The 13,086-nt window shown below is 60.6% G+C and carries 11 protein-coding genes; 9 read left to right on the top strand and 2 right to left on the bottom strand.

What is annotated here, in order from left to right:
* Positions 1-195: 195 nt before the first annotated feature.
* The 9 genes from BMY45_RS20760 (at position 196) to BMY45_RS20720 (ending at position 10,588) form a co-directional block, all read left to right on the top strand.
* Positions 196-1,878, top strand: a complete 1,683-nt coding sequence (locus tag BMY45_RS20760) for a flavin monoamine oxidase family protein (RefSeq protein WP_076383427.1) — start codon at positions 196-198, stop codon at positions 1,876-1,878.
* Positions 1,879-1,890: 12 nt separating this feature from the next.
* Positions 1,891-2,685, top strand: coding sequence for a carbon-nitrogen hydrolase family protein (locus BMY45_RS20755; protein ID WP_092400873.1), 795 nt, complete (start codon positions 1,891-1,893; stop codon positions 2,683-2,685).
* A 55-nt stretch (positions 2,686-2,740) separates the two neighbouring features.
* Complete coding sequence (pqqF, locus tag BMY45_RS20750) at positions 2,741-5,179, top strand: pyrroloquinoline quinone biosynthesis protein PqqF (RefSeq protein WP_092400870.1); 2,439 nt, start codon at positions 2,741-2,743, stop codon at positions 5,177-5,179.
* Positions 5,180-5,350: 171 nt separating this feature from the next.
* Entirely contained in the window at positions 5,351-5,425 is a 75-nt protein-coding gene (pqqA, locus tag BMY45_RS20745; protein ID WP_003177660.1) for a pyrroloquinoline quinone precursor peptide PqqA, read from the top strand.
* An 81-nt stretch (positions 5,426-5,506) separates the two neighbouring features.
* Positions 5,507-6,418 (top strand): pyrroloquinoline quinone biosynthesis protein PqqB, encoded by a 912-nt coding sequence (gene pqqB / locus BMY45_RS20740; protein WP_092400867.1) that lies wholly within the window; start codon positions 5,507-5,509, stop codon positions 6,416-6,418.
* 209 nt (positions 6,419-6,627) lie between these two features.
* Positions 6,628-7,380, top strand: a complete 753-nt coding sequence (pqqC, locus tag BMY45_RS20735; RefSeq protein WP_047228105.1) for a pyrroloquinoline-quinone synthase PqqC — start codon at positions 6,628-6,630, stop codon at positions 7,378-7,380.
* Positions 7,377-7,652 (top strand): pyrroloquinoline quinone biosynthesis peptide chaperone PqqD, encoded by a 276-nt coding sequence (gene pqqD / locus BMY45_RS20730; RefSeq protein WP_047228106.1) that lies wholly within the window; start codon positions 7,377-7,379, stop codon positions 7,650-7,652. The genes pqqC and pqqD overlap by 4 nt, the downstream gene beginning before the upstream one ends.
* Before the next feature lie 10 nt (positions 7,653-7,662).
* On the top strand, positions 7,663-8,793 hold the full coding sequence (gene pqqE, locus BMY45_RS20725; protein ID WP_177193376.1) for a pyrroloquinoline quinone biosynthesis protein PqqE: 1,131 nt from the start codon (positions 7,663-7,665) through the stop codon (positions 8,791-8,793).
* Positions 8,759-10,588: a S9 family peptidase gene (locus BMY45_RS20720; RefSeq protein ID WP_092400861.1), complete on the top strand. Its 1,830-nt coding sequence runs from the start codon at positions 8,759-8,761 to the stop codon at positions 10,586-10,588. The genes pqqE and BMY45_RS20720 overlap by 35 nt, the downstream gene beginning before the upstream one ends.
* A 131-nt stretch (positions 10,589-10,719) precedes the next feature.
* Here BMY45_RS20720 and BMY45_RS20715 read toward each other — a convergent pair whose 3' ends face one another.
* Positions 10,720-10,878 carry a YqaE/Pmp3 family membrane protein gene (locus BMY45_RS20715; RefSeq protein WP_092400858.1) on the bottom strand — a complete coding sequence of 53 codons (159 nt, stop codon included), beginning with the start codon at positions 10,876-10,878 and terminating at the stop codon, positions 10,720-10,722.
* 332 nt (positions 10,879-11,210) lie between these two features.
* Complete coding sequence (locus tag BMY45_RS20710; RefSeq protein ID WP_076383422.1) at positions 11,211-12,989, bottom strand: acyl-CoA dehydrogenase C-terminal domain-containing protein; 1,779 nt, start codon at positions 12,987-12,989, stop codon at positions 11,211-11,213.
* Between the last annotated feature and the right edge of the window lie 97 nt (positions 12,990-13,086).

Here is a 13,086-nt window from a genome sequence, read left to right as displayed (position 1 = left end):
TATCACGCACGAGCTCGCTCCTACCGGGACTATGTTTCGTCATTAGGATCAATGGATACATCAAAATGACTACAAATCATTCATAACGACGACACATTGCGTCTTATTAACGTGTTTCACCCTCTCTAGAATGGCTGGCATCTTTCCTATACTCAGACGCGCAAGCCGCGTCGAGTCGCCCAATCAAGGTCAGCCATGAACAAGAACAATCGCCACCCAGCAGACGGCAAGAAGCCCATCACCATTTTCGGGCCGGACTTTCCTTTCGCTTTTGACGACTGGATCGAGCATCCCGCCGGCCTGGGCAGTATTCCCGCCCACAACCACGGGGCGGAAGTCGCGATTGTCGGCGCCGGGATCGCCGGCCTGGTGGCGGCCTACGAGTTGATGAAGCTGGGCCTCAAGCCGGTGGTCTACGAAGCGTCGAAGATGGGTGGGCGCCTGCGCTCACAGGCGTTCAACGGCGCCGAGGGTGTCATTGCCGAGCTGGGGGGCATGCGGTTTCCGGTGTCGTCCACGGCGTTCTATCACTACGTCGACAAACTGGGCCTGGAGACCAAACCGTTTCCCAACCCATTGACCCCGGCCTCGGGCAGTACCGTCATCGATCTGGAAGGCCAGACCTACTACGCACAAAAGTTGGCCGACCTGCCGGCATTGTTCCAGGAAGTGGCCGACGCCTGGGCGGATGCGCTGGAGGACGGTTCGCGCTTCGGCGATATCCAGCAGGCGATTCGCGACCGCGACGTGCCACGCCTCAAGGAACTGTGGAACACCCTGGTCCCCCTGTGGGACGACCGCACTTTCTACGACTTCGTCGCCACCTCCAAGGCGTTTGCCAAACTCTCGTTCCAGCACCGTGAAGTATTCGGCCAGGTTGGTTTCGGCACCGGCGGCTGGGATTCGGACTTTCCCAATTCGATGCTGGAAATCTTCCGCGTGGTGATGACCAATTGCGACGATCATCAGCACCTGGTGGTTGGCGGTGTCGAGCAGGTGCCCCATGGCATCTGGAAACATGTGCCGGAGCGCTGCGCGCATTGGCCAGAAGGTACCAGCCTCAACTCGTTGCACCTGGGCGCCCCGCGCAGCGGTGTCAAGCGCATCGCGCGCGCCGACGATGGCCGGTTCAGCGTGACCGACGTGTGGGACAACACCCGCGAATATGCTGCGGTGCTGGTCACCTGCCAAAGCTGGCTGCTGACCACTCAGATCGAATGCGAAGAGGCGCTGTTCTCGCAAAAAATGTGGATGGCCCTGGACCGCACCCGCTACATGCAATCGTCGAAGACTTTCGTGATGGTCGACCGACCGTTCTGGAAGGACAAGGATCCGGAAACCGGCCGCGACCTGATGAGCATGACCCTCACCGATCGCCTCACCCGTGGCACCTATCTGTTCGACAATGGCGATGACAAGCCAGGGGTCATTTGCCTGTCGTACTCGTGGATGAGCGATGCGCTGAAAATGCTCCCCCATCCGGTGGAAAAGCGCGTGAAGCTGGCGCTCGATGCCTTGAAGAAGATTTATCCCAAGGTGGACATCGCCGCACGGATCATCGGCGATCCGATCACCGTGTCCTGGGAAGCCGACCCGCATTTCCTCGGCGCATTCAAAGGTGCTCTGCCCGGCCACTATCGCTACAACCAGCGCATGTACGCACATTTCATGCAGGACGACATGCCGGCCGAACAGCGAGGGATCTTTATCGCCGGCGATGACGTCTCATGGACACCGGCCTGGGTTGAGGGCGCGGTACAAACCTCACTCAATGCCGTGTGGGGAATCATGAAGCACTTCGGCGGTGAAACTCACCCCGAGAACCCGGGGCCAGGTGACGTGTTCGACGAAATCGGTCCGATCGCCCTGCCCGAATAAAAGGAGTTTTTGATGCGTGTAGCCCTTTACCAATGCTCACCGCTGCCGCTGGACCCGGCCGCCAACCTGCAACGCCTGCATCAGGTGGCGCTGGAGGCCAGGGGTGCCGATGTGTTGGTGTTACCGGAAATGTTCCTGACCGGCTACAACATTGGTGTCGACGCGGTGAATGTATTGGCCGAGGTCTACAACGGCGAATGGGCGCAGCAGATCGCTCGCATCGCCAAGGCAGCCGGTCTGGCGATCGCCTATGGCTACCCGGAACGTAGCGAAGATGGGCAGATTTACAACGCGGTGCAACTGATCGACGCCCACGGCGAACGCCTGGCAAATTATCGAAAAAGTCACCTGTTTGGCGATCTGGATCACGCGATGTTCAGCGCTGGCGATAGCGAGCTGCCCATCGTCGAGCTTAACGGCTGGAAGCTCGGCTTTCTGATCTGTTATGACCTGGAGTTTCCGGAAAACGCCCGGCGCCTGGCCCTGGCCGGCGCCGAACTGATCCTGGTGCCCACCGCCAACATGCAGCCCTACGAGTTCATCGCCGATGTCACCGTGCGCGCCCGGGCCATCGAGAACCAGTGTTTTGTGGCTTACGCCAACTATTGCGGTCATGAAGGTGAATTGCAGTACTGCGGCCAAAGCAGCATCGCCGCCCCGGATGGCAGCCGCCCTGCCCTTGCCGGGCTGGACGAGGCCTTGATCGTAGGTGACCTGGATCGGCAACTGATGGAGGATTGCCGTGCGGCCTACAACTACCTGCATGACCGCCGCCCTGAGCTTTACGACGACTTGAACAAACACTGATTGAGAACGCCCCCTAATCCGCTAGCATGAGCGCTTCTCTGTTCTGGAAACGCTCATGTCGGCCGTCGATTCCTTTCGCCCCCACACTGAAACCCTGGCCAACGGCTTGCGAGTGACATTGCGCCATGTCCCCGGCCTCAAGCGCAGCGCTGCGGTGTTGCGGGTGGCGGTCGGCAGCCATGATGCGCCGCTCGCCTGGCCGGGACTGGCGCACTTGCTCGAGCATCTTTTCTTCCTCGGCACTGAGCGGTTTCCCACAGAGCAGAACCTGATGGCCTACGTGCAACGGCATGGTGGCCAGGTCAATGCCCGCACCAGCGAACGCACCACCGATTTCTTCTTCGAATTACCGCCGGCGGCCTTTGCCGGCGGTCTGGAACGACTGGGGGACATGCTCTCCCATCCGCGCCTGGATGAAGCCGACCAATTGCGCGAACGGGAAGTGCTGCACGCGGAATTCATCGCCTGGTCCCAGGACCCCACGGCCCAGCGACAAGTGGCCCTGCACGAAGGACTGTCCGCAGCTCATCCACTGCGGGGTTTCCATGCGGGCAATCGCGACAGTCTTGCGGTGCAGCAGGCCGAATTCCAAAGGGCACTGCAGGACTTTTATCGAAGGTTCTACCAGAGCGGCCAAATGACGCTGAGTCTGGCGGGCCCGCAAAGCATCGACGCCTTGAAGGCACTGGCCGAGCAGTTCAGCGGCGATGTGCCTGCGGGTGAAGCGGTCACCCGGCAGCCAGCGCCGGAGCTGATGGCATCGCACCAGGCCGGTTATCAACAGGTCAGTACAGGACGACTCGACCTGCTGTGCGCCTTCGAAGGTTTACCGGTCGCCTCGCCGCAAGCCATGGACTTTCTCTGCACCTGGCTGAACAACAGTAAACCGGGCGGCCTGCTCGCCACCTTGCGTCAGCGCGGTCTGGCTGACAGCCTCAAGGCTTCGACGCTGTACGAGTTTGCCGAGCAAGCGCTGTTGCACATCGAGTTCAAACTCGACAACGACCAAACGCCGAACGACATTCGGCCATTGCTGCACGATTGGTTGGGTTTTTTCGCTGCCCAGGACGACTGGGCGTCCTTGCGCAATGAGTTCACCGCACGGCTGCAACGTTGGCAGGAGACGGCGACGGCCTTGCAACTGGCCCGTTGGGACAATGAAGATCGCGATGTTCGACTGTCGGAAAACGATCTGTCACGGCTCAGGGAAATCCTCAAGCAATTGCACGCGGCGCAGAGCGTCACCGGGCAATGGCAACTGCCCGCGCCCAACCCGTTCCTGCAAATGGCCAGCGAAGCCCCCCGTACCGGTTTGATACGCGGCCAGACCAGCGCCCATCGCGGTCTGCGCACCTTCGCCCAGGACCGCTCCCGCGGCCGACGGGAACGCTCCCCCATGCAGTTCAGCCAAGGGCTGGCGGACAACACCCCGCAAGGCGCGGTGTATCTGCGCTGGCGACTGACGACGCTGCCCCCGCTCGACCTCTCGACCAAACTTGATCGGCATCTGCAGGATCTGCGTGAAGATGCGCGTCAGGCCGGCGTGGAAGTCACCTTTGAGTCCTGCGCCAACCAGTGGCTGCTGAAGCTGGTTGGCTTGCAGGCACCGATGCCCTTGGTGCTTGAGCACATTCTGACGAAGCTGGAACAACCGCTGCCGCCGACGCCAGCGAGGAACGAAACGCCGCTGATGCCGATTCGGCACCTGTTGAAGGAGCTACCGAATCATTGCCAGCAAAACGCCCAATCATCAGCCTTGGCGCTGACCGAGAGCGCCCCTAACGTGTGGACGACGGCGCAGTGGGACGGATTGGCCATGGGCCTGTCGGCCGCCACTCAGGGAGCAATCGGCCCGGCGCTGGCCCGGGTGCCCGGCATTGCCGCCCAGCAAGCCCAACCGACCTCCCCTTGCGGGCAGCCGATCTGGCACACCCTTCAGACCCACGGCGACGAACAGGCCGTGTTGTTGTTTTGTCCCACGCCTACCCGAACCCTGCCCGACGAAGCCGCATGGCGGTTGCTGGCACAGCTGTGTCAAACACCGTTTTACCAGCGCCTGCGGGTCGAGTTGCAGTTGGGTTATGCGGTGTTCAGCGGTGTGAAGCAGATCGATGGGCAAACCGCTTTGTTGTTTGGTGTCCAATCACCCAACACCTCGGCGGCCCAGTTGATCGCCCATATCGACCAGTTCCTGAGCGGCCTGCCGGACCTGCTCCGGCAGCTCGACGATTCGACGCTAGCCAGTCAGCAGCAGGCCCTCGCCGCCCAGTTCCAGAGCGCCACCCTGCCCTGCGCCCAAGCGGCCGAACTGCTCTGGCAGGGCAAACTCGCTGGCCACCCGTCGGATTATCTTGAGCAATTGTCCGATGCCATCATGCGTGTGGATCGAAAACAGCTGATGGACGCCGTGCGGCATCTGCTTAGCGCTGAAAGTGCACGCTACTGCCTGACTAATGGAGCCTGCCCTGGAGAGCCCTGGAACGCGGTGCCGTGATCATTACCGTCTGTGCAATGAGCTTTCTCAGAGAATTGCGGCCAACGAATATGTCAGATTTAGTAACATAGCCGCCTAAGCATCTGAACATCTCCCTTCGGAGGTGGACTATATGTATAGGTCTCAACCGACCCATCCTGATGACAACATCCCACCTAAAGGAGTATTTCCATGTCTTGGTCCAAACCCGCATATATCGACCTGCGTATCGGTTTCGAAGTCACCATGTACTTCGCCAGCCGTTGATTGCTGCAGGCGGTTGAACGCGCAGCACAACGCCTCGGTCAGCCGGGGCGTTTTTTATTTCGGTTTGCAAATGGAGCGGCCATGTTTGTCCAGATTCTAGGTTCCGCCGCCGGCGGCGGTTTCCCTCAGTGGAATTGCAACTGCGCCAATTGCGCAGGTTTTCGCAACGGCAGCCTGCGAGCCCAGGCACGCACCCAGTCGTCCATCGCCATTTCCGATGATGGCGTGAACTGGGTGCTGTGCAATGCCTCCCCGGACATTCGCGCCCAGCTCCAAGGGTTCGCCCCGATGCAACCGGGTCGGGCACTGCGGGACACCGGTATCGGCGCCATTATTCTGATGGACAGCCAGATCGACCACACCACCGGCCTGCTCAGCCTGCGCGAAGGCTGCCCGCATCAAGTCTGGTGCACCGACATGGTTCATGAAGACCTGAGCACGGGTTTTCCGCTGTTCAACATGCTGACCCACTGGAACGGCGGGCTGAGCTGGAACCGCATCGAACTCGACCAGCCGTTCACCATCCCGGCCTGCCCGAACCTGCGCTTCACTCCCCTGCCGCTGCGCAGCGCCGCGCCGCCCTATTCACCGCATCGCTTCGATCCGCATCCGGGCGACAACATCGGCCTGATCGTCGAAGACCTGCGCACCGGCGGCAAACTGTTCTACGCCCCGGGCCTGGGCAAGGTCGACGGGCCGTTGCTGGAGATCATGGCCGCCAGCGATTGCCTGCTGGTGGACGGCACGATGTGGGACGACGATGAAATGCAGCGTCGGGGCGTCGGCACCCGCACCGGTCGGGAAATGGGCCACCTGGCACAGAACGGGCCTGGCGGGATGATCGAAGTGCTGGAGCAACTGCCCAATCAGCGCAAGGTCCTTATTCATATCAACAATACCAACCCGATTCTCGACGAAGACTCGCCCGAGCGAGCTGAGCTTGTACGTCGAAAGATCGAAGTGGCTTACGACGGAATGAGTATTGAGTTGTAGGACGGGCGCGACGATTGTGGGAGTGGGTGCGCTGTGTCAGCCAATCGCTGCTGGCTGATGAGACGCCATCGCGAGCAGGCTCGCTCCCACAGTAGTTTGAGTCGTACCGGATATTTCATGCGCTACAGATCGAGTGTGGGAGCGAGCCTGCTCGCGATGGGACCAACCCTGACGCCACAGAATCCACGGGAATTACCCGGAGAACCGAAATGACTGACACCCCCCTGTCCCCCGCCGAGTTCGAAGCGGCCCTGCGTGCCAAGGGCGCGTATTACCACATTCATCACCCGTATCACGTGGCGATGTATGAAGGCCGCGCCACTCGCGAGCAGATCCAGGGCTGGGTCGCGAACCGTTTTTACTACCAGGTGAACATCCCGCTCAAGGATGCCGCGATCCTGGCCAACTGCCCGGACCGGGAGATCCGCCGCGAGTGGATCCAGCGCCTGCTCGACCATGATGGCGCGCCCGGCGAAGACGGCGGCATCGAAGCCTGGTTGCGGCTGGGTCAGGCGGTTGGCCTGGATCCCGATCAACTACGCTCCCAGGAACTGGTGCTGCCAGGCGTGCGCTTCGCGGTGGATGCCTACGTCAACTTCGCCCGCCGCGCCTCTTGGCAGGAAGCCGCCAGCAGCTCCCTGACCGAAATGTTCGCACCGCAGATCCATCAGTCGCGCCTGGACAGCTGGCCGCAGCATTACCCCTGGATCGACCCCGCCGGCTACGAATACTTCCGCACCCGCCTGGGCCAGGCCCGGCGAGACGTGGAGCATGGCCTGGCGATTACCTTGCAGCATTACACCACCCGCGAAGGCCAGGAGCGCATGCTGGAGATTCTCCAGTTCAAACTGGACATCCTCTGGAGCATGCTCGATGCCATGAGCATGGCCTACGAATTGAACCGCCCGCCCTATCACAGCGTGACCGGGCAACGGGTGTGGCACAAAGGAATTACCTTATGAGTTTCGACCGCAGCAAGACCCCACGCTGGCGCCCCGGCTATCGTTTCCAGTACGAGCCGGCACAGAAGGGCCACGTGCTGCTCTATCCTGAAGGCATGATCAAGCTCAACGACAGCGCTTCGCTGATTGGCGGCCTGATCGACGGTGAACGGGATGTGGCCGCCATCATTGGCGAGTTGGCCAAACAGTTCCCCGACGTGCCGGAACTCGGTGACGACATCGAGCAATTCATGGAGGTCGCCCGTGCAGAGCATTGGATCGAACTTGTCTGACGCCACAAGCCTGCCACCCAAGCCTGAAGTCGGCCTGCCGCTGTGGCTGCTGGCCGAGCTGACCTACCGTTGCCCGTTGCAATGCCCGTACTGCTCCAATCCGCTGGACTTCGCCGAGCAGGGCAAGGAGCTGAGTACTGAGCAGTGGTTCAAGGTGTTTCGCGAGGCTCGTGAGATGGGCGCCGCTCAATTGGGCTTTTCCGGCGGCGAGCCGCTGGTGCGCCAGGACCTGGCCGAACTGATCGCCGAGGCGCGCAGCCTGGGTTTCTACACCAACCTGATCACCTCCGGCATCGGTTTGACCGAACAGAAAATCAGCGATTTCAAAAAGGCCGGCCTCGACCACATCCAGATCAGTTTCCAGGCCAGCGACGAACAGGTGAACAACCTGCTGGCCGGTTCAAAGAAAGCCTTCGCGCAAAAACTGGAAATGGCCCGGGCGGTCAAGGCCCACGGCTATCCGATGGTGCTGAACTTCGTCACCCATCGGCACAACATCGACAAGATCGACCGCATTATCGAGCTGTGCATCGCCCTGGAAGCCGACTTCGTCGAGCTCGCCACCTGCCAGTTCTACGGCTGGGCGCAGCTCAACCGCGTCGGCCTGTTGCCAACCCGGGAGCAACTGGTGCGCGCCGAGCGTGTCACCAACGAGTATCGCGCCAAGCTGGAAGCGCAAGGCAATCCGTGCAAGCTGATCTTTGTCACCCCGGACTATTACGAAGAACGCCCCAAGGGCTGCATGAACGGCTGGGGCAGCATTTTCCTGACCGTCACCCCGGACGGCACCGCATTACCCTGCCACGGCGCCCGCCAACTGCCGGTGCAATTTCCCAACGTGCGCGACCACAGCATGCAGCACATCTGGTACGACTCGTTCGGCTTCAATCGTTTCCGCGGCTATGATTGGATGCCCGAGCCATGCCGCTCGTGTGATGAAAAAGAAAAGGACTTCGGCGGCTGTCGCTGCCAGGCCTTCATGCTCACGGGCGACGCGAGCAATGCCGACCCGGTGTGCAGCAAATCCGCACATCACGGTGTGATTCTTCAGGCTCGGGAAGATGCCGAGCATGCCACGCAAACCATTGAGCAACTGGCCTTTCGCAATGAACGAAACTCACGCCTCATCGTTAAAGGCTGATTCTTTCAGCGCCACCCAGGCCGTTGCGGCAGGTATCGACTTCGCTGAACTGCAGGCCGGGCCCCTTGGACTGTTCTGGAATGAATACCGTCCCGAAGACGGTGCCTGCCGGATCTGGCACTGGCAGGAGGCCAAGGCACGATGCCTGACCCCGGACGGGTTCAGTGCGCGTAGCCGGGTTTATGAATACGGCGGCGGATCGTTCTGCCTGAGCGACGACGGTGTGCTGTTCGTCAATGAAGCCGACCAACAGGTGTACTACCAATCGCTGGCCGGCGAACAGCCCGTGGCGCTGACCTCAGGGGAGTGTCGATATGGTGATCTTCACTTCGCTTGCGGCCAGGTGCTGGCGGTGGAGGAGCAGGCCAATCAGCATCGCCTGATCGCGATCGGCCTGGCAGATCGTCAGCGCCATCTGCTGGCCGAAGGTGCGGACTTCTACGCTGCGCCGACCTTGAGTCCGGATGGTCGACGGCTGGCCTGGATTGAGTGGAGCCGCCCCCATCAACCGTGGACGTCAACGAGACTGATGCTGGCCGAGCGCAACGCGGGTGCCTGGGGCGAACCGCGTTGCGTAGCGGGCAGCGCTAACGAGGAGTCCATTCAGCAACCGCGTTTTGATGATTGCAGTCGCCTCTATTGCCTGAATGATCGTGACGGTTATTGGCAACCCTGGATTGAATCCGCCGACGGCCTGGAGCCGCTGCCCGCCGCCGAAGCCGATCACGCCCCTGCGCCCTGGCAACTGGGCGGCTGTACGTGGCTGCCGCTGGGCGAACGAGATTACCTGGCGAGCTGGACCGAGGCGGGGTTCGGACGACTGGGCCTCTGCCGCAGCGACGGCGTATACGAGGATTTCACCGGCCCCTATTCGCGTTTCCGCAGCCTGGCACTCGATGAGCGGTTCATTTATGCCATCGCCGCTTCGCCAGTCAGCCCGTCGGCGGTGATTGCCATTGACCGGCAAAGCCATGCAGTGGTGACGCTTGCCGGTGGCGTCGCACCGCTGCCCGCCGAACACATCAGTCGCCCCCGAACCCTGCGCTATCCCTCGGCTTCCAGCCTAGCCCACGGGTTCTTTTACCCGGCCATGAACGCCGAAGAAAAGCCGCCGCTGGTGGTGTTCATCCATGGCGGACCGACCTCGGCGTGTTATCCCATCTTTGATCCGCGCATCCAGTACTGGACCCAGCGCGGCTTTGCCGTCGCCGACCTCAATTATCGCGGCAGCAGCGGTTACGGCCGAGCCTATCGACAGGCGCTGTATTTGAACTGGGGCGTGGTGGATGTCGAGGATGCCTGTGCCGTGGTTGCATACCTGGAGGAGCAAGGCCTGATCAATGGCCGTTGCGCGTTCATTCGTGGCGGCAGTGCCGGGGGCTATACCACTCTTTGCGCCCTGGCGTTCCATGACGTGTTCCGTGCCGGCGCCAGTCTCTATGGCGTCAGCGACCCCATCGCCCTTAGCCGCGCCACGCACAAATTCGAAGGCGATTATCTGGACTGGCTGATCGGCGACCCGCAACAGGACGCCGCACGCTACCGGGACCGCACACCACTGCTGCACGCTGATCAGATCCGCGCCCCAGTGATATTTTTCCAGGGTGAACTGGATGCCGTGGTCGTGCCACAGCAGACACGCGATATGGTCGAGGCACTGGAGGACAACGGTATCGCGGTAGAAGCACATTACTACGCCGATGAGCGCCATGGCTTTCGCAAGGCGATCAACCAGGCTCATGCGCTGGAGCATGAATGGTTGTTCTATCGCAGGGTGATGGATGGGCCCCTATAGGGCAAATGCAAAACCAAATGTGGGAGCGAGCCTGCTCGCGATAGCGGTGGATCAGTCCATGGAGATGTTGACTGGATCTACCGCTATCGCGAGCAGGCTCGCTCCCACAGGTTATCTACAGCTATGAATTCTCAACGCTTGGCGATGATGTACACCGCGTGCACGATGCCCGGGATGTAACCCAACAGAGTCAGCAGAATATTCAGCCAGAACGCCCCGGCGAAACCGACTTGCAGAAACACACCCAACGGCGGCAGCAGAATGGCGATGATGATTCGAATGATATCCATGGATGACTCCTGAGGGGCGATGGCCACATTGCCATATAGCTCATGGACACCCGACCGCTCGTCAGGGTTCAGTGAGAAGCCATCCAGAAGGGATAAAGCGCGGAAAAATAAAAACGCGGACAAAAGAAAACCCCGCCGAAGCGGGGCTTTGCAGACTGTTTCCCTGACATCCATTTCGCTCCGCCATCCTGGCAGAATCCTACGTGTCCGTGTTGTTGCTTTGCGCATCCTGCGCGACGTCCATGTGAAGTAGATTAGCCCTGGATCCAATTGGCCGATAGAGGGAAAACGCCAGCACGCGATGTAAGCATTTGCTTACATCGCGGTGAATTTCAGAATTGCCCAGCGTCCAGCAGGAACAGCGACTCGCTACCCGCCTTCACTGAAGCACTCAACGAATGAATACGCGGCAGCAAGCGGGCGAAGTAGAACCGCGCCGTACCCAATTTGCTCGCATAGAAATCATCCTGCGCTTCTTTGCCCAAGGCGGCCTTGGCCATCAGTGCCCACATATAGGCATAGGCGGTGTAGCCGAACGCCTGGAGGTATTCCACTGAAGCCGCGCCGATTTCGTTCGGGTTGCTTTTGGCCCGGTCCAGCAGCCATTCGGTCAGTTCATCCAGCGTACCGACAGCGTCGTTCAACGGCTTGGTGAACTCGGCCAGATCACTGCTCGCGGTAGCCGTGAAGTGGCGGATTTCGTCAGCGAACAGCTTGTAGAACACCCCGCCACTGCCGACGATCTTGCGCCCTACCAAATCCAGCGCCTGGATACCGTTGGTGCCTTCGTAGATCTGGGTGATGCGCACGTCACGCACCAGTTGCTCCTGACCCCATTCGCGAATGTAACCGTGACCGCCGAAAATCTGCTGGCCATGGACAGTGGTTTCCAGTCCCAGATCCGTCAGGAACGCCTTCGCCACCGGGGTCAGCAAGGCCACCAGATCTTCGGCGCGCTTGCGGGTGGCCGGGTCTTCGCTGAACTTGGCGGTGTCCAGTTGCATCGCCACGTATGTGGAAAATGCCCGGCCACCTTCGTTCGAGGCTTTCATGGTCAGCAACATCCGGCGCACGTCCGGGTGGACGATGATCGGGTCAGCGACTTTGTCTTTGTTCTGCGCACCGGTTGGCGAACGACTTTGCAGGCGGTCACGCGCGTATTCGATGGCGTTCTGGTAGGAACGTTCACCGGTGGCCAGGCCTTGGATACCCACACCCAAACGCTCGTAGTTCATCATGGTGAACATCGCCGCCAGGCCTTTGTTCGGCTCGCCCACCAGATAACCCACGGCGTCGTCAAAGTTCATCACACAGGTGGCGGACGCCTGGATGCCCATCTTGTGTTCGATCGACCCGCAATTGGCCGCGTTACGCGCACCCAGACTGCCGTCGGCATTGACCATGAACTTGGGCACCAGGAACAGCGAGATGCCTTTCGGGCCTGCCGGTGCGTCCGGCAACTTTGCCAGCACCAGGTGGATGATGTTTTCGGTGAGGTCGTGTTCGCCACCCGTAATAAAGATCTTGGTGCCGCTGACCTTGTAGGAACCATCGGCCTGAGGTTCGGCCTTGGTGCGAATGATGCCCAGGTCTGTACCAGCATGCGGCTCGGTCAGGCACATGGAACCGGCCCAGACACCGGCGTACATGTTCGGCAGGTAGGCTGCTTTGAGCTCTTCACTGGCGTGGGCATTGATCGACAGGCAAGCCCCGGCGGTCAGCATGGGATACAGGCCGAAGGACAGGCTGGCGGAGTTGACCATTTCTTCGACCTGAGCCGAAACAGCCTTGGGCATGCCCATGCCGCCGTAGGTCGGATCACCACCGACGCCGACCCAGCCGCCTTCGGCGTAAGTCTTATAGGCCTGTGGGAAACCGGCGGGCGTGGTGACGGCACCGTCAGCCCAGTGGCAACCTTCTTCGTCCGCCGCACGGCTGAGGGGGGCGACGCTTTTGCTGGTGACTTTGCCGGCTTCCTCGAGAATCGCCTCGACGGTTTCAGCATCTACGGTCTCGGCCAGCGCCGGCAGTTGAGCCCAGAGTTTCGCGACCTCGAACACTTCATTGAGGACGAAGCGCATATCGCGCAGGGGCGCTTTGTAGTCAGCCATGGCAAACCTCGCAGGATCTAAACAATTGGTTCGTAAGAAAACGGTTTTTGCAGTGGTCCGAGTGTACCCCAACAACTTTTGCGACACATAGGGTCAG

The organism is Pseudomonas sp. NFACC39-1 (assembly GCF_900110355.1).
GTDB lineage: Bacteria > Pseudomonadota > Gammaproteobacteria > Pseudomonadales > Pseudomonadaceae > Aquipseudomonas > Aquipseudomonas tehranensis.
The sequence above is the reverse complement of the archived record's forward strand: the minus strand, read 5'-3'. Positions and strand labels throughout refer to the sequence as shown.

What these genes read in the sequence shown, in the direction of transcription:
- BMY45_RS20710 (WP_076383422.1), bottom strand. Translation starts at nt 12,989, where the DNA reads ATGGCTGACTACAAAGCGCCCCTGCGCGATATGCGCTTCGTCCTCAAT.
- pqqF (WP_092400870.1), top strand. Translation starts at nt 2,741, where the DNA reads ATGTCGGCCGTCGATTCCTTTCGCCCCCACACTGAAACCCTGGCCAAC.
- pqqB (WP_092400867.1), top strand. Translation starts at nt 5,507, where the DNA reads ATGTTTGTCCAGATTCTAGGTTCCGCCGCCGGCGGCGGTTTCCCTCAG.
- BMY45_RS20760 (WP_076383427.1), top strand. Translation starts at nt 196, where the DNA reads ATGAACAAGAACAATCGCCACCCAGCAGACGGCAAGAAGCCCATCACC.
- pqqD (WP_047228106.1), top strand. Translation starts at nt 7,377, where the DNA reads ATGAGTTTCGACCGCAGCAAGACCCCACGCTGGCGCCCCGGCTATCGT.
- BMY45_RS20720 (WP_092400861.1), top strand. Translation starts at nt 8,759, where the DNA reads ATGAACGAAACTCACGCCTCATCGTTAAAGGCTGATTCTTTCAGCGCC.
- BMY45_RS20755 (WP_092400873.1), top strand. Translation starts at nt 1,891, where the DNA reads ATGCGTGTAGCCCTTTACCAATGCTCACCGCTGCCGCTGGACCCGGCC.
- pqqC (WP_047228105.1), top strand. Translation starts at nt 6,628, where the DNA reads ATGACTGACACCCCCCTGTCCCCCGCCGAGTTCGAAGCGGCCCTGCGT.
- BMY45_RS20715 (WP_092400858.1), bottom strand. Translation starts at nt 10,878, where the DNA reads ATGGATATCATTCGAATCATCATCGCCATTCTGCTGCCGCCGTTGGGT.